Source organism: Streptomyces sp. NPDC051243, assembly GCF_044455405.1.
Classification (GTDB): domain Bacteria; phylum Actinomycetota; class Actinomycetes; order Streptomycetales; family Streptomycetaceae; genus Streptomyces.
This window is the reverse complement of the sequence record NZ_JBITES010000011.1, coordinates 1-19922: the sequence shown is the minus strand read 5'-3', so window position 1 is coordinate 19922 and position 19922 is coordinate 1. Positions and strand designations below refer to the sequence as shown.

Here is a 19922-nt window from a genome sequence, read left to right as displayed (position 1 = left end):
GCATGTACCCGGTCAAGCGCTCCAGCTCGCGCCTTGAGCTACGTGAGCTCACCATCGAGGACGTCGACGCAGTGCTCGCCATCTATGGCAGTCCCGAGGCGACGGAGCATTTGTCGTTCGAGCCGCGCACTCGCGAGCAGGTCAGCGAGATCGTGGCCCGGTCCGTCGCCTCGGCCACGGCTAAGCCCCGCAGCGAGTATGCGCTCGCTGTCGTCGAACGGGGCACGAACGAACTGATCGGGTTCGGCAGACTCGCCATGGATCCCCACCAGCCGCGCGGGGCCACGTTCGGCTTCGCGCTGCGCCCGAACGCCTGGGGTGTCGGCTACGGTCGCGAGACCGTCCGCCTTCTCCTCGGGCTCGGGTTCGAGGAACTCGACCTGCACCGCATCTGGGGGGCGCGCTCTCCACACAACGAAGCCTCGGCGAAGACCATGACGGCCGCGGGCATGGTCGAGGAAGGCACCATCCGCGGCCACATCAACAAGGCCGGCCAATGGCGTGACTCGGTTGTGCACGCGATGCTTGAGGACGAGTGGAGAGCATCGTGTCGGTGAACTCCAGCCGCCGGAAATGGTTTGCTGGCGGTCCCAATTAGCTCTGCGCATACAGCACGCTCCAGGTCGAGGCCGTAATCGAAGCATTGTTGGGGCCGATACCCTCACGCACCCCTACCAGCGCACCGTGGCGGCACGCTGCCGCGCTCCCGGGCTGGTTGCAGCGCCCGGCACCGCGTCGGCCAGCCTCTTGCTGACCGTCCTTAGCAATCAGGAATGGGTCATTCTTGGTGCCTTTGAGACGGCCAATGCCACCTGCAGGAACTGGTCCTCTCGACAGGTGACCGAGGGTGCGCGTACGTCTGGCCCGATGGGGAGATCCGGCGCGAGACCTGGGATGCAGCCATATTCGCATCTTCCGGCGTACGCCGGGCGCTGCGCGCGGATCGCGCAGAGACTGGCAGCAGGACTACCGGAGGACGAGTGGTCACGCGATTCCGGCGGGTACCGCTTCCCACAGGTGAGTTGTTGGCTTGGTGTGGGCCGACGTGCCTGCCGCTGCGCGCGATGTCCGTCAAACCGGTAACCGTCTTTACGTGATCCAGGCCTATCCGCGACGGAGTACTGGTCAGGCAGGACCGGACCTCTCGCTTAGTTCTGTCACGAGTTGAGCAACCCTGCGCGGGACGCCAACTTCACTACCCAGGGACTTCGTTTTCTGAGATTCTGTTTGGCCTTTTCTCGGTGCCGGCATTCGCCCACGGCAGACAGGGAACCTTCCCACAGGACTGGAACCTGCGTTGGGGTCATGTCAACCTACAACATCCCGGAAACACAGTTCAGCGAGAGGTCAGTGAAAGATGGGCTCTTGGTGCAGGTGACGGACGACGCATCCCTCGACCTCCGGCTCCCGGCGTGTCCGTGCTTCTTCGGCTGGCAGCGGTCCGTGATGCCTTCTGTGCCGGGGCGCAACATAGACCACGATCACCGGTTAGCCTAACCGGTGATCGTGACGACCATTGAAGGCGGTCGCAACAGACCTGTGCGGCGGCAGTCGTCGCGCACGCAGTTGGGGGACGCAACACCTAAGGAGGTAATGAGGGTCGCCTGCGGCTCCGGTGTGTCCTCTGGTCGAGGAGTGTGTGGCGGTGGCATGGATTCACCACCACGCGTCCTATGCGCAGATGCTGCTGCCATCGTCTACTCAGAAAGGATTTCAGAATGCCGCAGGGTGGAAGCTATCGACTCCTGACTCCGGCGGAGGTCGCGGAGTGGTTGCAGGTCAGCGAGATGACGATCAAGAACAAGTACCGGGCTTGGGGGATCAGGCCCCAGAAGGTTGGAAGGTTGCTGCGGTTCCGGGAGCGAGATGTCGTCGCTTACTTGGAGTCCAACTATGGCTAAGCCATGGACGTAGTTCCGACTGAGAAGGGAGAAATTTGGCTCGGGTCTTCCAAAAGTGCAAGGAAGACGAGAAGAGTAGGCACTATCCGTGTGTCACCAGTAGGTGCGGCCACCCGTGGACTGTGCGATACAGGGAGCCTGGCGGCAGGACGGGGCGCCAGCGGGAAAAATCTTTCGACAAGTATGGCCCGGCCGACAAGTTCGCGGCCAAGGTCGAACGTGAGAAGGACCTCGGAACCTATATTGCACCAACTGGGTTCTTGACCCCCTTGGTGGCGGTGTACCGGGAGTTCATCAAGTCTGGCGACCGGGTTGGCGGAACCCGATATCAGTATGAGACCAGCCTGCGGCTGCACGTCGAACCATACTTCACGAGCCAGCCAATCGGGGCTGTGAAGCCCAAGGACTTGAAGGACTGGCTCCGGTGGATGGTCGAGGAGCGCGGCTACGAAGAGTCAACTGCAGTCAACCGCTACGAGACGCTCAGCGGAGTCTTCAGCTACGCCGTCGCCAACGACTACATCACCAAGAACCCGTGCCATCACGTGAAGACCGGCCGCCAGCGCGTCAAGCGCAGGGCAAAGAAGACCATCCGGCTTCCGACCCTTGCCGAGATCGCGGCGATAGCGGCTCACCTGCCGGGCCCGTATCAGCTGTTGGTCTGGCTCATGGCGGGGTGCGGCCTGCGGGTCGGCGAGGCAACAGCTGTGACCTTGCAGCAGTTCGACTTTGAGGCCGGCCTTCTCTACGTCGATCGTCAGATCACGCAGGACGGAGCGAACGAGGAGCCGAAGACCAAGCGGCAGAAGGCCATCACCAAGGGCCGTGGGCGAGCGCACACCATCCGACATCTCAAGTGGCGCGACCACGACGAGGGGCGGGCTGTGCCGCTTCCGCGGACGATCGAGGCGAAGGTGAAGGAGCACCTGCGGTTGTACGGCACCTTCCGTGTGGAGAAGGGGCTGAACCGTATGGAGGGCGACTACCTCTTCGCCAACGTCGGGCGGACCAACATTCTCATGTACTCGCTGGTGGATCGGCTGTGGCGCAACGCCAGGAAAGCCGCGGGCATAACACGGAAGATCACGACGCACTGGTTGCGCCACTTCTTCGCTTCGGCGGGGCTCGCCAGAGGGGTGCCTGTGACGGACATGGCTGAATGGCTGGGTCATCGGGATCCGAAGGTCACCCTTCAGACCTATGCGCACGTCATGCCTGACGCTCCGGATCGCCTGCGATCTGTGATGGACGCCGTGTTCACTCTGGAGACAGAACTCAATCTGCCTCTCCAGTTCGAATCGGTCGTGGAGGCGGCATAGCTCGTTCCATCCGCGGGCCGCTGACCAACTGCCCGGTCAGCGGCCCCGTCTGGGCCCGCGAGAAGCCGGTTGCGTGACCGACCGACTCCGGGAGGTGAGGCGGCAGGCGGGACAGGCCATGGGACTGCGGGGGCCGTAACGGTGGATGGGGGTGGCGCAGAGCATGCAGGGACCGATCTCCCAGGGCGGGCACTTCAGGTCCGCAGCGACCATCAGGCGCTCGCGCGCAGTGAGGCGCAAAGCAATGGGCCTGCTGGGCTGGAGCAGGGTCTGGTCGGGGGCGTGGTCGAAGGTGTGCAGGCCGGTCGCCGAGCTCAGGTCCCGGTGCGGGCGCGGGCCGTTGCTGTAGGGGCCTTCCTCTCCGTAGCGACAGGAACTGTCGAGTTCCCGTTCGGTGTAGGTGACCGGCTCGTCGTCGACTGTGCCGGACTCGGGCGGGACATCGGTTTCGCCGGTGATCTCGCGCCAACGACGGACGTCACTGGCCAGGGCCCACAGATAGGAGGCACGCCGGGCATCGTGCCGGTTGCGGCAGCGTACCGGGAGGTGTTCCCCGTCCGCGCTGGTGACGATGAGTTCGTCCAGCTGTGTGGCGCGTTCCTGGGGCAGGCACAGGGCGGGAAGGAACCAGCCGCTGTGCCACTTCCCACAGGTGCTGCCGGTCTCGGGGCAGGGACGCTCGCTACTGGGAGTGCATTTCCAGATCTGCAGGTGGCGGACCCCGCCGCGGATGATGAGAGCGAGCGGGGAGACGATCCTCTGCCAGGGCACGTCGTCGACGCGGGTCCAGGGGGCGCGGTCGATGAGAGCGGATGTGTCGTCCGCGGTGACCCACAGGGGCGTGATGTTGCGCTCGCGGGCCTTGGCGGAGCGCCGACGTACGGTGTTGGCGGTGATGGGAGAGTACTGGGCCTCCCATCCGATGCGGGCGCCTACCCCGGTCACCAGCACATCGGTGATGACCCGCCCGTCCTGCGACCGGGCCTCGGTCTGCACATCCAGTCCGTGCCGCGCGGCCGTGCGCGCGATCCGTTCCTTCATCGCCTTGTGCTTGTCGCTCTCCTGAGGTGTCGCCGCGTGGGTGAGCGGTAGGTGCGCCGCCACCCACGTCACGTGGCCGTTGCTGCGCTGGCGCCGTACGAACATCCACGGCGATTTGCCGGCGAGGGCGCACTGGCACTCCTCGCCCCGGTAGTCCTTCAGGCACTGCAGCAGGTTCCGGGGCCGCTGCCCGACGGGCTGGGTGATCTCTTCCAGCAGCCCGGCGTAGTCCGGGTTGTCGAGGTCCTCGTACGTCAGGTTGATCTCGATGCCGTGCCCGGTGTGAAACACCCCGTTGGCCATGAAAACGACAGTAGATCGCGGTGAGGGGTGGTGGAAGAGCGCCTCTGCCGGGGGGCGACCGCCGTAGCGGTCTTCGGGCGAGCGCTGCTGGGGCAAGGTGAGTGAGGTTTTCCGTCCGGGGGCGGGACGCCGCTGTGGTGGTCTTGGTGAGGGTGGGCTAAGTTGGAATGTCAGTGTGGCTGTCATCGTGGGGAGTCGTGTGGACGACGCTGAGCGGGATTTCAATGCGGAGATCGGACGGAGGGTTAGGGGAGCGAGAGCCCGGGCCCGGTTGACGCAGGAACTGCTGGCGCGGAAGACGGGACTGACGCGCGGGTCGATCACGAACATCGAGTCCGGTGCGCAGGCTCCGCCGCCCTACCGGCTGGTCCGTCTGGCCGCGGCGCTGGGAGTGGCACCGGCCGATCTCCTGCCGGGGCTGGAGGAGCCCGGTCACGTGGCCGAGCTGCCGGAGTATCTCGCGGACACGGTGGCATCCCTTGCGACGGCGGTCGACCGGAGGACACGCGATGGCCAGGTCTGACGCGGAGGCGCGGACGCTGCTGGCGGAGTTCGGCATCGACGAGGCGCCCATCGACCCCGTGCAGCTTGCCGAGAAGCTGGGCGTGATCGTCTTGCCGCAGGACATGCCGGACGATGTCTCCGGCATGCTGCTGCGTCGCGAAGGCGAGCAGGTCATCGGCGTGAACCAGAAGCATCACATCAACCGGCAGCGTTTCACCGTGGCGCATGAGCTCGGGCATCTGCGCCTGCATCGCGGTCGTCCGCTGATCCTGGACACCGACACTCGGGTCAACTTCCGTGACACGGTCTCGAGCATGGCCACCGACCGCGAGGAGATGGAGGCCAACCGCTTCGCGGCTGCCCTGCTGGCCCCTGAGCCCCTGGTGCGCCGCGCGGCACGCGACGCCGAGTTCCGCACGGCCCAGCAGTTGGTGCGCCTGATGGCCGTGCACTTCGAAATGAGCGACATGGCCATGAACTACCGGCTCATCAACCTCGGCGTCATCGCGGATCCCACGGCGTAGAGCCCAGCTGGTCCACAAAGAGGCCGCCCGCAGCAGGGCGGCCTCTTTTGAGCAGATGTATGACAGTGAAACTGTCCCTCAAAAAATGTTGCCCGAGTGGGACTGTCCGTGCTGCACTGCTTGCAGGCAGCAGAGGCCTCCGAGGCCTCTGGGACAGGAGGTTCGTCATGTCCGGCAAGTCCAGCAAGGCGAGCGGATCCGGCGGGAAGCGGGGCCGGAGTGCGATCACGGGCCGGTTCGTCAAGCAGTCGACGGTACGCAGGCACCCGTCGACGACGGTGAACGAGCGCGCGTCGCGCGGCTCGAAGAAGAGCAAGTAGGCGGGCTTCGCGCCCGCCTCTCGCATATTCCGGCCCGCTGCAGCGGGCCGGAAAGCCGTCACGGCGACGGCGGACAACCGGGACCAGGACACCGGCCGCAGGACGCAGACGTCCCCCGTTGGCTGGCCGCCATGTTCCCCGACGGCAGTGACCGCCCCTGGCGTCCTGCCGGCCGGACACCGCACATCACAGGAGGAAGCCGATGGCACACGACGACCACGGACACCACACCGTCACGATCATCGTCAACGCCCGCTCGTACGACTGGGAGACGAAGGAGATCACTTTCGAGCAGGCCGTCGAACTGGCTTACCCCGGGCAGCCGCCGACCGAGCAGGACACCTACACGGTCCGCTACAGCCGCGGCCACGACGGACACGGCTCGGGCAGCCTGACGGCCGGCCACAGCGTGAAGGTCAAGAACGGAATGGTGTTCGATGTCTACCGCACTACTCGCTCGTGACCCGGACGTGTCGCGCCTGCTCGACGACGGATACGACGTCGTCCTGCAGGCGGGGCACCTGATCGCCCGTCACATCCCCTACGTCACCCAGACGCGCAGCATCGAGTACGGCTTCCTCGCCTACCCGGTGACCGTCAGCGGAGACCGTCTCGTCTCCGGCACCGACCACCGCATCTGGTTCGGGGGATCGGCCCCGTGCGACGAGCACGGCCGACCGCTCCCGCTGGCCACTCCCGAAGCCCGCGCCATCACCGACGGGCTGCAGGTGCAGTTCATGCTCTCCAGCAAGCCGGGCCCGGCCGGATATCCCGACGAGTACACCAAAGTCACCGCCTACGCGCGCATCATCGCCGACCAGGCCCAGGCGATCGACCCGGCCGTCACGCCCACCCCGGGCGCGGCCTGGCAGGAGATCGATGAGGACACCCCGTTCGCCTACCGGGACACCGCGACCTCGCGCGCCGGCCTCGCCGTCGTCAACCGCCGCTACCGCGGCCACCACATCTTGATCGTCGGTCTGGGGGGCTCCGGAAGCTACATCCTGGACCAGGTCGCCAAGACCGAGGTCGACACCATTCGGCTCATCGACGGCGACAGCTTCGACAACCACAACGCCTTCCGGGCACCCGGCGCGCCCACCCTCGACACCCTGCGCAGCCGCCCCAACAAAGCCGCCTACTTCGCATCCCTCTACTCGCACATGCACCGGCACATCACCGCCCACGAGCAGTACCTGGACGAGGACAACCTCGCCCTCCTCGACGGGGCGACCTTCGTCTTCCTCGCCTCCGACGACGCGGCGAGCAAACCCGCCGTCATGGACTGGCTGGAGACCCGCGACGTGCCGTTCATCGACGTCGGCATGGGAATCGAGGAGATCGACGGCCGGCTCAGCGGGCTGCTCCGCGTGACGACAAGCCTGCCCGGACGGCGTGAACAAGCACGCGGAAGGATCCCGACCCCGGCCCCCGAACGCGACGTATACGGACGCAACATCCAGACCGCAGACCTCAACGCCCTCAACGCGATCCTCGCCGTCAATCGCTGGAAACGCTTCCTGGGCATCTACGCAGACGCGACAGATGAAGGCTTCGCCACCTACTCGCTGATCACCAACGAGATTGCCAACGAGGACCTTCCATGACCGCTGTCAGCCGCCTGCGCCCGGCATTCGTCGAGACCTTCCCTGCCACCATGGACCAGGGAGTGCTGTACATCTCTATTTCCTACCGCACCTGCGGTCACCTGTGCGGCTGCGGCTGCGGAGAAGAAGTCATCACACCTCTGTCACCGGCGCAGTGGTCTTTCACCTTCAACGGCGAGACGGTGTCCCTGGCCCCCTCGGTTGGGAACTGGGCGCTTCCTTGCCGGTCCCACTACTGGATCCGCGAGGGCGAAATCCATTGGAGCCGACGCTACTCGGACACAGAAATTGCCGCCAACCGTGAACGCGACCGCCGTCGGCTCGACGAGGCCAGTGCCGCCGCCGCCCCCACACCGTTGGCCAGGCTGCGTCGGCGCCTGGACCGATGGCGTCGATAAGGGGATGCAGTGCCCTGCCCTTTCCTTGCTTGGCCGACGGTGGCCACTCTCTCACTGTCCTACCGGGCGGCAGGATGGGGTTCAGTCGGTGAAGTCTCCGAGTGAGCGTTCGGCGTTGTCCAGGAGCTCCTTGTACGTCAGCACCTCGATGCGGCCCAGATGGGTGTTGAGGGTGCGCAGCACGTCATTGATCGTGCCTTCCGGAACCCCGGGCTGCGCGGCGGGATGGCCGATGAGGACGAGGGCGCGGGCCCGCCGCGCTTCCAGGCCGAACTGGTCCCGGATTCGGAGACGGTGCTCGTCCAGGTGCACCAGGTAGTTGAGGGCCTGGCCCACTGCGTCATGGACCTGCGCACTGGGCACCCAGCCACTGCGGTGCCGCTTCACCAGTGATCCGCGCAAGGCCATCGAGCGTTTGATCTCCACAATCTGCAGCGTGCCGTCGCCGCGGATCAGCGGGATGTCGACCTCGTCGCCGGGCACCAGCCTGCGTCGTGCGGCCTCTCCCGCGAACTGCCCCCCAAATATCCAGAACTGTCCCTGCAGAACCCTCTGGAGGTCCCGTTCCAGAGCGTGAGGGTCCTCGGCCACCTGCCTGAGTTCCGCCAGGCCTGCCTTGCGGTGCACGAGCTGCAAGAGCGCGGCAAGAGCCTGTGCGTCGTCGAGAGCGCCGAGCGCGTCCAGGGCCTGCGGCGCGCGCTGGACGATTCCTAGCAGGCGCTTGAGGCTGCGGCGCCCCTCCTCGGCGTCTGTGGACTCCTCCGCTGCCTTCTGCGCACCGTATTGCACACGCGGTGTCCGGACGGCGCCCGACAGCAAGAGATCCAGATCCATCTGAGGAGCCTGCTCGAAGTGTGGGGCGGCGGCGGTGTCGAAACACGGGCCGCCGGTCAGTTGGCGCAGGCGAAGCAGCGGGAACTGGACCTCCCACATCGCATCGCTCGAGCGGCTCACTGGCTTGCGCACGCCGGTGCGGACCCACGACGCGACAGGTGCTTCCTGGTCTACGGTGAACTCGCCGAGATACCGGCACAGCTGCCTCTGCTGCTCGAAGACCCGCAGAGGCAATCCGCGCCGCAGGTGATGGAGCAGCATCTGGTTTTCCCGGCTGATGTAGTCGCCGTTCTGAAGGCAGCCCGGCACCGAGAGGACGCCGCCGTCCCAGGACGGGGCCGACTGCATGCCCGGCGCCGGTTGCGTCCGCACGAAAAGGAAGGTGTTCGGGGTGGTGCCGCTGGAGCCGCCGGCGCCGGACCGGCTCCCGCCGTACACGTCATGGAGCCTGCGACGCCGTACGACGGTTCCCGGCGGAACGATCCACGGGATGCTACCCACGGGGTTGTCTGCTGCGGCCCGTTGCAGGCGCGGAAGTTCAGCCCACTGCTCCCGGTTCAGATCCAAGCGGACGAACCCGAAGTCTCCCCGGTAGTACGACCGGTTGGTGTCTCGGACGCTGTGCGTGAACGCGGTGAGGCCTGCAGCACGCAGCGCCTTCAACGGTACGGGAGAACTCAAGGAGATCGAGCCGAAGTCGAAGACGACAGCTTTCGCGGAAGGCTCCAGCACCGAGGCAGGAGTGTCTTCCGTGCTGCGAACAGAGCCGACAGCCACCAAGCCGCCGAGGCGGCCCGGTCTCCACAGGGCAACAGGATCCCCGACCGCGACGGCTTCCGCGGTGACGGCATGATGAGGCCTCAGCTCGCCGTTGCGTTCGATACTCAGTCTCGACACCGCGCGGTCCGCGACCGCGAGCCATCCCTGCACCAATCCCTCCCATGCTGGCACGTCTTCGTATGCCCGCGCCCAGCATGGTCGCCGGCACTGACAACAGGCCATGTCCTCGCCCATGGAGCCGTCGATCGGCGACGGTGTGCACCAGGTAGCGGGCCTTGTCCACGGCAGCACCGGGCGCCGCCCCAGCGACGCGAGCGGGGTCCCGCAGTACCGCCGGACGACTCCCGTGGGATGACGCCCGACTTCCCGGCCCAGTTGCTCCCCGCGCCTGCGGAAATGGTCCTCAGTGGAACGAGATCCTCGGCGGTAGCAGTTATGTCCAGTGTCGGTGGATCCCTGCGCGGTGTGGTCGCAGGCGTACTGCTGCGCTCGGCTGAAGGAGAGGCCGCTGGGAGCTGGGTACCCAACGGAGTCGATCCGGTGGCCGTCCTCAAGATCGATCACGCCGTAGCCGACCAGTTGCCAGAGCGTCTCGTGGATGAGTTCCCGTACCAGCATTGTGCTCATAGCCGCCGCCTTTGCGGCGGCCGACGGAGCCACACCGAGGAGCGTATAGGCCGATGCGTTTCGCAACGTTGTGTAATCGAGCCCCAATGGCGCTGAGCTTGTTGGAGCGCGCCGTGTAGCTGGTCTGCCAACACCGAGCCAGCACGCCACCAACCCCGTGCTGGTTCCGTGCTGACTTCGAGGGCCGGAATCATGGAAAACCGCAGGTCCTAGCCCCGATCGAATGAGTTGTCGTACCAGTCGATGGTTGTTCCTATGAAGCTCGCTGCTACAACTTTCCGCATTTGGCGGAGGGTTGGAGCGGGCGCTGCGGGTGCGGTCATATCGGTCACTTCCGGGCGGGGGCGAGGGTGCTTTGGGTGCTGCACAGGCTAGGAACTGCTGCAGCGTCGCCCCATGTGGTGTGAACCCATACTTTGATGCCGTCTGGTGGTGCGAAACGCTGTGGAGTTCGCCCGTTGGAACACATGCTGTGGCGAAATTTGCCCCCGCCCCGTACCCGCCGTCCAGCTCGTCACCTGTTCTGCCATCCTGCCTCGAATGCAGAACTTGCTGGTTCTTGAGCGGTACATCGGCAGAACTTGCATTGTTGCAGTTCAAGGCTGGTTAGTGCGGGGGCGGGGGCGGGGGCGTGCCGGGCCGAATCCGGGTCGAATCGGCACGCCTTGGCGTACCTAGCTGGGTTGTCGCAGGTCAGGGTGGTGGCAGACAGGATCACTCGGCGTGGCCTCTTGTCGGAGGAGGGGGGGAGGTGGGGGCTGTTCGCGACTTCGAAGCGCGTTGCCGGCGATGTCGTCGCGCACGAGCGGCAGGTCGCTGACGCCTCGACTTCGAACTGCACATGAGTGACCGCCCTGAGCTGCGGTGACGCCTGATCGGGCGGGTTGGCGAGGTCGCGCTGCGTGTGCTCCGTGCAGTGATGCAAGGGTCTTGTTCGCCGCCGAGGTGCAGCTGAGGGCGCTGGCGCGCACCGATCCGCGTCTGCGGAACGGTCGTTGAACTGACGGTGCAACTGCTGCGAGGAATGATCCCACGACGGTCCACGGCTCATCGGATGCGTGGCACGCGTCGGGAGTGGCGCTCACGTGACGGTCCGGGACCTGCTGGCTGGGCTGGATGTCCAGGATGAGGATGGCATCGGACGCACCGGGGCGGGTGCTGGCACCGGACGGGCGCGAATAGGAGCGGTGACCAGCCCGTCAGGTCTTCGTTCACACCGCTGCGGGGACGGCGAGGTCGGCCCATACGGTGTGGCCGTCATTCAGCACCTTGTGCCCCCACTCCGCAGCCAGCGCCTCGACCAGGAGGAGCCCTCGGCCGTGGCACTCGTCGGCATCGGCGAATGGGCTGCGAGGAGCGGGGCCGTCCCACCCGCGCCCGCCGTCGACGACCTCGACCCGGAGGCTCGTCGTGCGATCCGGGAGGGCCAGCAGGCGCAGTGAGTGCCGAATGGGACCGCCCCCGTGCGTGATCGCATTGGTGACCAGCTCGGAGACGATCAAGGCGACATCGCTGATCAGAGTCTTCAGGTTCCAGTTCTGGAGTTGCTCAGCGACGTGTCGCCGGGCCATGGAGGGGGCCGCTGTCGCGGTCGCCAGCAGCCATACGCTCTCGGACGGGGCAGCTTCCGGAGATGCAACGCAGGTCAGGGATGTCATGGCGTTCTCGCAAGCATTCAGTCGTGCGTTCGTGCGGCTGTGACGGCCGGGGTGATGACGCGTGTCTGGCGATCCGACCGGGGTTGGTCCGGTTCGCCTTCCGGGGGCATCGCCTTTCGACTTGGATTTCGACGCTAGGCATCCAAAACGTTTTGCACAACAGCCAAAACGTTTTGGATGGAGTTCACGAAGATCCGGACAGAAGGGTCCAATGCGGGCGGTTTCTTTGTGCGGAGCGTCGGCGGATGATTACGCTCACTTGTGTGAGCAAGGGGCCACCGGCTCCGCCGGACAGGGTGGGCGGTGCAGCACCATGACCCCACAGAATGCCGCGCCGAGACGGGCCGCCGATGGACGCCAGCCCGCGTCCATCAAGGACGTGGCGGCTGCGGCCGGTGTCAGTCCGACGACGGTCTCGCATGTGCTCAGCGGGAACCGGCCGGTCAACGAGCAGACAGCCACCCGGGTCCGGAGTGTGGTCAGCCGCCTCGGGTATGTGCCGGCCTCCCTGGCGCGCGGCCTGCAGGCAGGTTCCACTTCGGTGATCGGCCTCCTGATCCCCGACATCAGCAACACGTTTTTCGCCGAGCTCGCCAAGGGCGTCGAGGACGCCGCGCACCATCTCGGTTACGGCGTCATTCTGTGCAACACGGAGTTCGACAGTGACAGGGAGGACCGCTACCTGGGTCTGATCCGCAGCCGTTTCGTCGACGGCGTGGTCTACGCGGCCGGCTCGCCCCCGTCGCGACAGCGGCTGGACGCCCTGGTGGGCCAATTCCCCATTGCCCTTGCCGACGAGGAGGTCGAAGGGCTCGAAGCCACCCTCATCACGACGGCCGATCACGAGGGTGGGGGGCGCCTGGTCGGAGAGCATCTAAGGACACTCGGGCATCGCCGTGCGCTGATGCTGACCGGCCCCAGCGACCTCAGGAGCAGCAGCGCGCGCAGCTCCGGGTTCATGCAAGCATTCGAAGGCGAGGTCGTCGAACGAGTCGGCGACTTCAAGGAAGAATCCGGATACCGCCTGACAACGGAAGCTCTCGCGACCGGCCGCCTCGAACAGACAGCCGTCTTCGCCGGTAATGACCTGATGGCCATCGGGGCCCTCGCCGCACTCCGCGAGGCAGGCCTGTCCGTGCCGCAGGACGTGTCGCTGGCGGGTTTCGACGACATCAGGGCAGCCTCGCTGGTCTTCCCACCCCTGACGACTGTCCATCAACCCGCGTACGACGTGGGACACACCGCGACAACCCAACTTCTCAAGTACGTCGCACGGCACCAGGTACCGCCCTCGTCCAGGCACACTCTGCCTGTCGAACTGAAGGTGAGGGAAAGTACGGGGCCGCCCGCCTCCTGACGTGTTCGCCGGCTCTTTCTGCGATGAGCCGCGCCGGGCACGGGCGGCCCCACCGCGAGGTGCCGCAGGGTGGCCGAGCGGTCGGGATCCGGTTGGCCGCGGACGCCCAGCGGCAGGGCGGCTCGCGCGGCCAGTTGGCGGTGTGGGTAGGTCCGGGTGACCGTTCGCCGGACGTTCACCATCCGCTGCCGCCCTGCCGCCCTGCCGCCCTGCCCTACGCCATTAGGAGAACTCCATCAGGCAGTCACGGAAGTTCGGTGACGCGGTCGGTGCCCGGAGGGGCAACCGGGCTACTGGCCGTGAGGTACTCGGTCAGGGCCGCGATGTCGTCACCGCCACCGACGGTGTTCTTGCCCTGGGCGAAGGTGGTGAAGCCGTCGCCGCCCGCCGCGAGGAAGGTGTTGGCGGCCACCCGGTACGTGGTGTCCGGATTCAGGGTCTCGCCGTTGAGCTTGATCGACGCCGGGGCGATACGGTCGCCGACCGGGCCGCTGCGGGAGTAGGAGTAGGTCAGGCCCTTGGAGACACCCAGGACGAGCGTGGGCGCCCGGGTGCCAGAGTTGTTGAACTGCTCTTCCAGGATCTTCTCGATCTGCGCTCCGGTGAGGTCCACGGTCACCAGGGACCCGGCGAAGGGCTGCACGGCGAACGCCTCGGCGTAGGTGATCTCACCGGGTGCCTCGCCGCCCGTCGAGGTGGCGTACACCAGGTCGGCCCTGACCCCGCCCGGGTTCATGAGCGCAATCTGTGCCCCTCCCTTGTCCGTCGCCGAGGTCGCCGCGAGCTGGGCGTCGGCGACCAGGTTCGCCAGGTCGGACTCGGCGTCGCGGGTCTCGGAGCGGGTGATGTCGGCGGTGACGCTGCCGACGACCCGGTTGGCCAGGGGCGCGGAGAGGGCCTTCCACTTGGCGATGACCTCGGTCTGGTCGGCGTCCTTGGTGCCGGTGCGGGTGACGAGGTGGTTCATCGCGGCGACCTGGTCGCGTACGACGTCGCCGGTACGGCGGTCGACGGTCAGCCGGGTCTCGGTGACCACCCGGCCGAAGGAGGAGGCCGAGGTGACCATGCGCGGCTTGCCCGCCGGGTCGGGCAGCGAGCAGATGTACGGCTGGTGGGTGTGGCCGGTGACCACGGTGTCGATCGCAGGGTCCAGGTTCTTCGCGATGTCGACGATCGGCCCGGAGATTCCGTCGCACTGGCCGTAGCTGCCGGCCTGGATGCCGCCCTCGTGCAGCAGGACCACGAGGGCCTCGACGCCCTGCTCGCGCAGGTTCCTCGCGGCCGCGTTGGCGGTCTGGACCTCGTCGAGGAAGCGCACGGACTTGATCCCCGACTGGCCGGTGGCCTCGGGGGTGCCCTCCAGGGTCATGCCGATGAAGCCGACCTCGACCCCGTCGACCTTCTTGATCCAGGTGGGGGCGAGGAGCGGTTCACCGGTGGTGCGGTCGATGACGTTGGCGGCGAGCCAGGGGAACGCGGCACCGTCGTACGGCTCGTCCTTGATGTAGCAGCCGTCCTCGGGGTGGCAGCCGCCGTGCTGCATGCGCAGCAGTTCCTCGGTGCCCTCGTCGAACTCGTGGTTGCCGACACTGGTGACGTCCAGGTGCAGCTTCTCCATGGACTCGACGGTCGGTTCGTCGTGGAAGAGTCCGGAGAGGAAGGGGCTGGCGCCGATGACATCGCCCGCGGCGACGGTCAGCGAGGCCTCGGTGCCCTCGCGGAGCTGGTTCAGCCTGGTCGCTAGGTACTCGACGCCACCGACCGTGGTGGACTTCGGGTCCAGCTTGGAGCCGAGGTTGGCGTCCCGCCCGGTGGGCGGTTCCAGGTTGCCGTGGAAGTCGTTGAAGGACAGCAGCTGGACGTCGACCGTCCGCGCGGGCTTCGACGCGGTGGGGAAGTTGCGGGTGTACGTCGTCCAGAGCTTGATGTCCTTGCCGTCCGTGCGGCCGTTGCCGTCGAGGTCACCGGCCGGGCCGGCGCCGGGAAGGGCCGCCAGGTCCTTGCCGTTCACGGCGTTGTCGCCGTTGATGTCCGGGGTGTGGGCGGCGAGCAGCCCGGGGCGGACGGAGAGCAGGTGGAACTTGGTGACGCTGCCGTTGAAGCCGAAGTTGTCGTCGGCGACGAGGACGAGGGAGCGGGAGCCGTCGGGCAGGGTCGGGCCCCAGGTGATGCCCTCGACGTTGTCGGCGTCGGTGCCGGTGGTGGTGAAGTCGTACAGCAGCTTCTTCGTCATCGGCTTCTCGGAGCCGGATAGCTTCTCCTTGCCGCCGACGTCGGTGGCGCCGATGGTGCTCGTCCAGTACAGGCGGATGGAGAAGCCGACTCCGGAGGCGAAGGACCGCTCGACGGTGATGTAGTCGGTCTCATTGATCGCGAGGATCTCGGAGACTCCCCGGTCCGCGGAGTAGGTGCCGACGGGGGCAGGCAGCGGGGCGGTGGGCGCGTCGGAGATCGGGTCGACCTCGTAGACGTGCTCGGCCTCGGCGGCCCCGGTTTCACGGTCCGTCACCAGCAGCCGGGACGGGCTCTTGGCCGTCAGCCCTGCCGCGGGGCCGTCCTGGACGAGGGCGTTCTCCGTGACGGTGACGGCTTTGCTGCCGTCCGGGGAGAGGGTCAGACCTTCCAGGGCCTGGTTGTTGCGGACGCCCGAGACGAGCGTTCCGGAGGCGGACTTCACCGGCGCGTACGCCTTGGGCAGCGGCAGTTCACGTTCGTAGCCGCCGGAGGTGCTCGCCTCGCGGACGAAGGCGGGCTGCCCGGACGAGGAGGCACCCTCGCTCGTCCACAGCAGGCTCTTGCCGCCCGGTGTCCAGCGGATCGCCTCCGGGTCGACCTGCTTGGCGACGAAGGGCTCGCCGGTGGTGTCGTCGAGCACTGTCAGGGCATCGAGGTCGGGCTCGTCGTGCGCGAACGCGGTCCCGTCCAGCGGCAGTCGCAGGGTGTAGAAGCGGGCCTTGCCGTTCTCCGAGCGGTCGTCGCTGAGGGCGACGTACGCGTCGGACTTCTTGTCGTAGTCGATGCCGGACAGCCCCCCGAACGGCATGCGGAACTCGCTCGTCCCGGCGGGCACGGTCAGGGTGTCCAGCAACCGTATGCCGTGCTGCTCGACGGCATCGGTACCACCGGGCTCCGCGGCGAACCCGCCGGCGACGGCCAGTCCGCCGAGGAGCGCGGCTGCGGTGAGACCGGCCACGAGCGTGCGTCTGCGACGCGTTCGAAGTCTGTGTCGCATGGTGGTCCTTCCACTCTGTCCGAGAGGTGGTCGTGCAGGGAGTGAAGTGCCGACAGGCAAGGCTGGGCCCAGCCCTCGGCCGTTGACCGGGGCGGACTGTGTCGGCTGGGGTGTGGGTGGGCCGCTCAGCGGCCCGTTGGAACAGCGTCAGAGCGAGGCGTGGTGTGCGCCGACGGCCGGGCGGGCGTACCGGTCCTCGGGCGCTCGTCCTGGGGTCGGGGCGGACGCCCGCTCATCCATGGCGCACAAGCTAGGTATCCAAAACCCTTTGCACAACCGTCGATCTCACGGACGTCGATCCGCTCGGCGGCAATTCCTCATGCCTGCTTGCCTCGCAGGCGTTGAGCAGCGCGGCGATGCCCATACGCGGCGGCCGTGGACACATCGCCCTGGCCATGTTCGCTTACGCCGGTGTCATCACCAGCGGGGGCTGCACACGATCCAGCGGGCAGCCCAGGAAGGGAACACTGACCCGAGAACGAACTCGTCCAGGCGCCGCGCGTACTGGCGTCGGGCTCGTACCATGCTTGCGGAGGCTCGCAGGTGTGGGGACATCCGAGTGACGTTGCCCGCCCGGTCGCGCTTGGTCGGCCCGCGTCACAGGCGAGGTTGCCCGGAGGCGGAGTCTTGCGTGGAGTCGGCTGAAAGGGGCGCCGTAGGTGGGCGAGCACGGAACCGGTGATCCTCGGCTCGTCTTCGCGGCGGAACTGACCCGACTGCGTCGCAGGCTGCCGGACGTGCCGGACGAGGCGCTGGCCCGGCGGGCCGGCGCGGTGGTGCTGCCGTCCGGACGCCGGGTCACCGTTGACGCACGTCGGCTCGGCGAATGGACCAGCGGGCGGTCGGTGCCCCGCCAGTTCGAGGCCGTGATGGCCCTGGTGCGCGCTGTCGAGCAGGCGACCGGTGGCGTCGCGGCCGACCGGACAGCGGTGGCGCGCTGGCAGGGTCTGTGGCGCGCCGCGCGGGAGCACCGCAGCGACCGCCTCGCCACCGGATTGCGGGAGCGCATCACCGCACGGCCTCAGGGTGTGCAGGCGCCGATCGTCATCGGGCGTCCGCCGAGCGATGCCGCCGCGCTGCGCCGGCGTCAGGAGTTCGCCGAGCGCATCGACGATGGCCTGGCGGACGATTCCGTACGGCGGATCTTGCTCACCGGTGCGGGCGGCGTCGGCAAGTCGCAGCTGGCCGCGGCGGCGTTCCACCGTGCCAAGCGGCGAAGCGAGCTTCTGCTCTGGGTGGCCGCCGACAACCGTGCTTCCGTGCTGGACGGTTATGCCCGCGCCTGGCGCGCGCTCTCGCGGGCGAGCGTCACCGGCGAGGGCGCCACGCCCGGCACCGACCTCGGCAGCGACGACGAGACGCAGGCCGACCTGTTCCTCGCCTGGCTGCGGTCGACCGCGACGTCCTGGCTCGTGGTCCTCGACGACGTCGACGACCTCGGCGAAGTGGCCGGGCTGTGGCCGGAGGGCGACGCCGGCCGGGCCGTGGTCACCACCCGTCGGCGGGACGCCGTACTGCTTCGTCCGGGCGTCCGCGTGATCCCCGTCGGCGTGTTCACCGCCGAGGAGGCCACCGGGTACCTGGCCGACCGGCTGTCGCTGGATCCGGACACCGCCGCCGGGCCGGCCGGGCTCCCGGCGCACCGCCCGGAGGACCTGGTCGCCCTCACCTCGGTGCTCGGGCACTTTCCGCTCGCCCTCTCCCAGGCGGCGGCCTTCCTCATCGACACCGGCATGGACCTGCCCTCGTACCTGAACCTCCTGACCGACGAGCGGGAGAACCTCGCCGGTCTGTTCCCGTCGTCGTCCCCCGCCGACGAGCACGGCGGCACGGTGACCAGCACCCTCCAACTCGCCCTGGCGCGAGCGGAGTCACTGGCTCCGCCCGGAGCCGCTCGTGCCCTGCTCGAATTGATCTCGATGCTGGCGCCCGACGGCATTCCGGAGGAGGTCCTGCTCAGCTCAACAGCCCGCGCATGGCTCGACGGTGACCGCTGCTGCGAGCGAGGCGAACCCCCCGAGCGGGGCGCACTGACTGAGCGGGGCGCCCTCCCCGCACGCAGCAACCTGCTCGCCTTGCGTGCCCTGCACCGGTTGAGTCTCGTCACCGTCACCCACCAGGAACCGTCCGGCACTGCCGTCGTCGAGGTGCACTCGCTGGTCCAGCGGGCGGTCCGCGACGGCGTACGGCCGGACCGCCGCGCGGCGATCGCGAGGGCGGCGGCCGATGCCCTGGAAGAGGTGTGGTCCGCGCCGGACTGCGCGCCCGAAAGGACGGCCGTGCTGTACCGCTGCGCCGAAGCACTGCTGGCCCACGCCGGCGACCACCTCTGGTACGACGTCGGCATGCACCCGTTGCTCCGCAGGCTGGGGACGCACCTGGCCGGCCTGGGCCGTCACGACGCGGCACGGACCATGGCGACGCAGCTCGCCGACCGGGCCCGGCGGCAACTCCCCGCCGGCCATCGGGATCTGCTCACGGTGCGCGCGCAAGTGGCACAGGCCGAAGGCGACTTGGGGAACACGACGGAGGCCGTACGGCTGCTGGCGGACCTCCGGCGCGAGGCCGAGGACAGTCTGGGTCCGGCCGATCCGGACACGCTGTCCATACGGCTGCACGAGGCCCGCTGGCGGATGGAGACGGGGCTGATCGTCGCCGCCCTGGCCGACTTCGACGCCCTGGCCGCCGAGGCTCGGGCTGTGCTCGCCCCGCACGATCCGTTGGTGACGGCCGCCGAAGAGCATGTCGCCCTGTGCCGCGGCCTGTCCGGGGACGCTGCCGGCGCCCGCGACGCCTATGCCGCACTCGCCCGGGACCTGGAGCGCAGCCTGGGGCCACGGCACCCGTCGACGCTGCGAGTCCTGTCCGACCTCAGCCGGTGGATCGGGGAGACGGGCGACGTGCGGACGGCCGTCGCCACCTACCAGAAGGCGGTCGACGGACTGGTCAGCGTTCTCGGCCGACTCCACCACGACACCCTCATCGCCCGGCACAACCTCGCCTACTGGCACGGGATCGCCGGAGACCACGACCTGGCAGTCGAGCAGTTCGTCACGGCGGCCGACGACGCGGAAGCCGGCCTTGGCACAGAGCACCCCACCACCCTGACCTGCCAGACCAACCTGGCCTTCTGGCGCGGTGTCGCCGGAGACACCGTCGCGGCAGTGGAACAACTCGGGCGGCTTCACCAGACGGTGGAGCGGGTGTTCGGCGCCGACCACCCGCGGTCCCTGCGCATCCGCCAGCAGCGGGCCGAACTGCTGTACAGCGGTGGGGACCACACCACCGCCGTGACCCAACTCACCGCCGTGCTCGCCGACATGGTCCGGGTCCAGGGCACCCACCACCCACGTACCCGCGAGACCGAGCGACTGCTGGCCGACTGGTCCCAGGAACCAACCGCCGCTCCCTAGGCCGTGTCCGCAAAGTCCCGCCTGCCCCGCGACGCCTGGCACGCACTCTCGCCGCACCGGGCGCCGCGGGGCCCGCCCTCCGGGCGGACGACGGGACTTTGCGG

At 67.8% G+C, this 19922-nt stretch carries 15 protein-coding genes; 11 read left to right on the top strand and 4 right to left on the bottom strand.

Features of this window, described 5'->3' with window-relative positions:
- Positions 1 to 2 precede the first annotated feature (2 nt).
- The 3 genes from ACIBAG_RS27170 to ACIBAG_RS27160 all read left to right on the top strand — a co-directional run bounded on the left by ACIBAG_RS27170 (position 3) and on the right by ACIBAG_RS27160 (position 3220).
- Positions 3 to 557 (top strand): GNAT family N-acetyltransferase, encoded by a 555-nt coding sequence (locus ACIBAG_RS27170; protein ID WP_399108357.1) that lies wholly within the window; start codon positions 3 to 5, stop codon positions 555 to 557.
- A 1116-nt stretch (positions 558 to 1673) separates the two neighbouring features.
- The gene (locus ACIBAG_RS27165; RefSeq protein WP_399108356.1) at positions 1674 to 1901 is read left to right on the top strand and encodes a helix-turn-helix domain-containing protein; all 228 of its coding nucleotides are present in this window, start codon (positions 1674 to 1676) and stop codon (positions 1899 to 1901) included.
- Between the two features lie 122 nt (positions 1902 to 2023).
- Entirely contained in the window at positions 2024 to 3220 is a 1197-nt protein-coding gene (locus ACIBAG_RS27160) for a tyrosine-type recombinase/integrase (protein WP_399108354.1), read from the top strand.
- Positions 3221 to 3256: 36 nt separating this feature from the next.
- Here the strand turns inward: ACIBAG_RS27160 and ACIBAG_RS27155 are convergent, their stop codons facing one another.
- Positions 3257 to 4564 (bottom strand): hypothetical protein, encoded by a 1308-nt coding sequence (locus ACIBAG_RS27155; protein WP_399108352.1) that lies wholly within the window; start codon positions 4562 to 4564, stop codon positions 3257 to 3259.
- 97 nt (positions 4565 to 4661) lie between these two features.
- Between ACIBAG_RS27155 and ACIBAG_RS27150 the strand changes: the two genes are divergently transcribed.
- From ACIBAG_RS27150 to ACIBAG_RS27125, 6 genes are all read left to right on the top strand, one after another.
- The gene (locus ACIBAG_RS27150; protein WP_399108350.1) at positions 4662 to 5087 is read left to right on the top strand and encodes a helix-turn-helix domain-containing protein; all 426 of its coding nucleotides are present in this window, start codon (positions 4662 to 4664) and stop codon (positions 5085 to 5087) included.
- Entirely contained in the window at positions 5074 to 5592 is a 519-nt protein-coding gene (locus ACIBAG_RS27145) for an ImmA/IrrE family metallo-endopeptidase (protein WP_399108348.1), read from the top strand. Before ACIBAG_RS27150 ends, ACIBAG_RS27145 begins: the two co-directional genes overlap by 14 nt.
- Before the next feature lie 167 nt (positions 5593 to 5759).
- Positions 5760 to 5912: a hypothetical protein gene (locus ACIBAG_RS27140; RefSeq protein WP_399108346.1), complete on the top strand. Its 153-nt coding sequence runs from the start codon at positions 5760 to 5762 to the stop codon at positions 5910 to 5912.
- A gap of 202 nt (positions 5913 to 6114) precedes the next feature.
- Positions 6115 to 6375 carry a multiubiquitin domain-containing protein gene (locus ACIBAG_RS27135; protein ID WP_399108345.1) on the top strand — a complete coding sequence of 87 codons (261 nt, stop codon included), beginning with the start codon at positions 6115 to 6117 and terminating at the stop codon, positions 6373 to 6375.
- Positions 6350 to 7519, top strand: coding sequence for a ThiF family adenylyltransferase (locus ACIBAG_RS27130; protein ID WP_399108343.1), 1170 nt, complete (start codon positions 6350 to 6352; stop codon positions 7517 to 7519). Before ACIBAG_RS27135 ends, ACIBAG_RS27130 begins: the two co-directional genes overlap by 26 nt.
- Positions 7516 to 7917 (top strand): DUF6527 family protein, encoded by a 402-nt coding sequence (locus ACIBAG_RS27125; RefSeq protein ID WP_399108342.1) that lies wholly within the window; start codon positions 7516 to 7518, stop codon positions 7915 to 7917. Before ACIBAG_RS27130 ends, ACIBAG_RS27125 begins: the two co-directional genes overlap by 4 nt.
- Positions 7918 to 7998: 81 nt before the next feature.
- Here the strand turns inward: ACIBAG_RS27125 and ACIBAG_RS27120 are convergent, their stop codons facing one another.
- Positions 7999 to 10158: a Shedu anti-phage system protein SduA domain-containing protein gene (locus tag ACIBAG_RS27120; RefSeq protein ID WP_399108340.1), complete on the bottom strand. Its 2160-nt coding sequence runs from the start codon at positions 10156 to 10158 to the stop codon at positions 7999 to 8001.
- Positions 10159 to 11369: 1211 nt separating this feature from the next.
- Positions 11370 to 11729: an ATP-binding protein gene (locus tag ACIBAG_RS27115; RefSeq protein WP_399108338.1), complete on the bottom strand. Its 360-nt coding sequence runs from the start codon at positions 11727 to 11729 to the stop codon at positions 11370 to 11372.
- 466 nt (positions 11730 to 12195) lie between these two features.
- Here ACIBAG_RS27115 and ACIBAG_RS27110 point away from each other — a divergent pair, with 466 nt between their 5' ends.
- Positions 12196 to 13173, top strand: coding sequence for a LacI family DNA-binding transcriptional regulator (locus ACIBAG_RS27110; RefSeq protein WP_399108336.1), 978 nt, complete (start codon positions 12196 to 12198; stop codon positions 13171 to 13173).
- A gap of 244 nt (positions 13174 to 13417) precedes the next feature.
- Here the strand turns inward: ACIBAG_RS27110 and ACIBAG_RS27105 are convergent, their stop codons facing one another.
- Positions 13418 to 16405 (bottom strand): esterase-like activity of phytase family protein, encoded by a 2988-nt coding sequence (locus tag ACIBAG_RS27105; RefSeq protein ID WP_399108334.1) that lies wholly within the window; start codon positions 16403 to 16405, stop codon positions 13418 to 13420.
- Between the two features lie 659 nt (positions 16406 to 17064).
- On the opposite strand from ACIBAG_RS27105, the gene ACIBAG_RS27100 reads away from it, so the two are divergent.
- Positions 17065 to 19818, top strand: coding sequence for a tetratricopeptide repeat protein (locus ACIBAG_RS27100; protein ID WP_399108333.1), 2754 nt, complete (start codon positions 17065 to 17067; stop codon positions 19816 to 19818).
- The last annotated feature ends 104 nt before the right edge of the window (positions 19819 to 19922 follow it).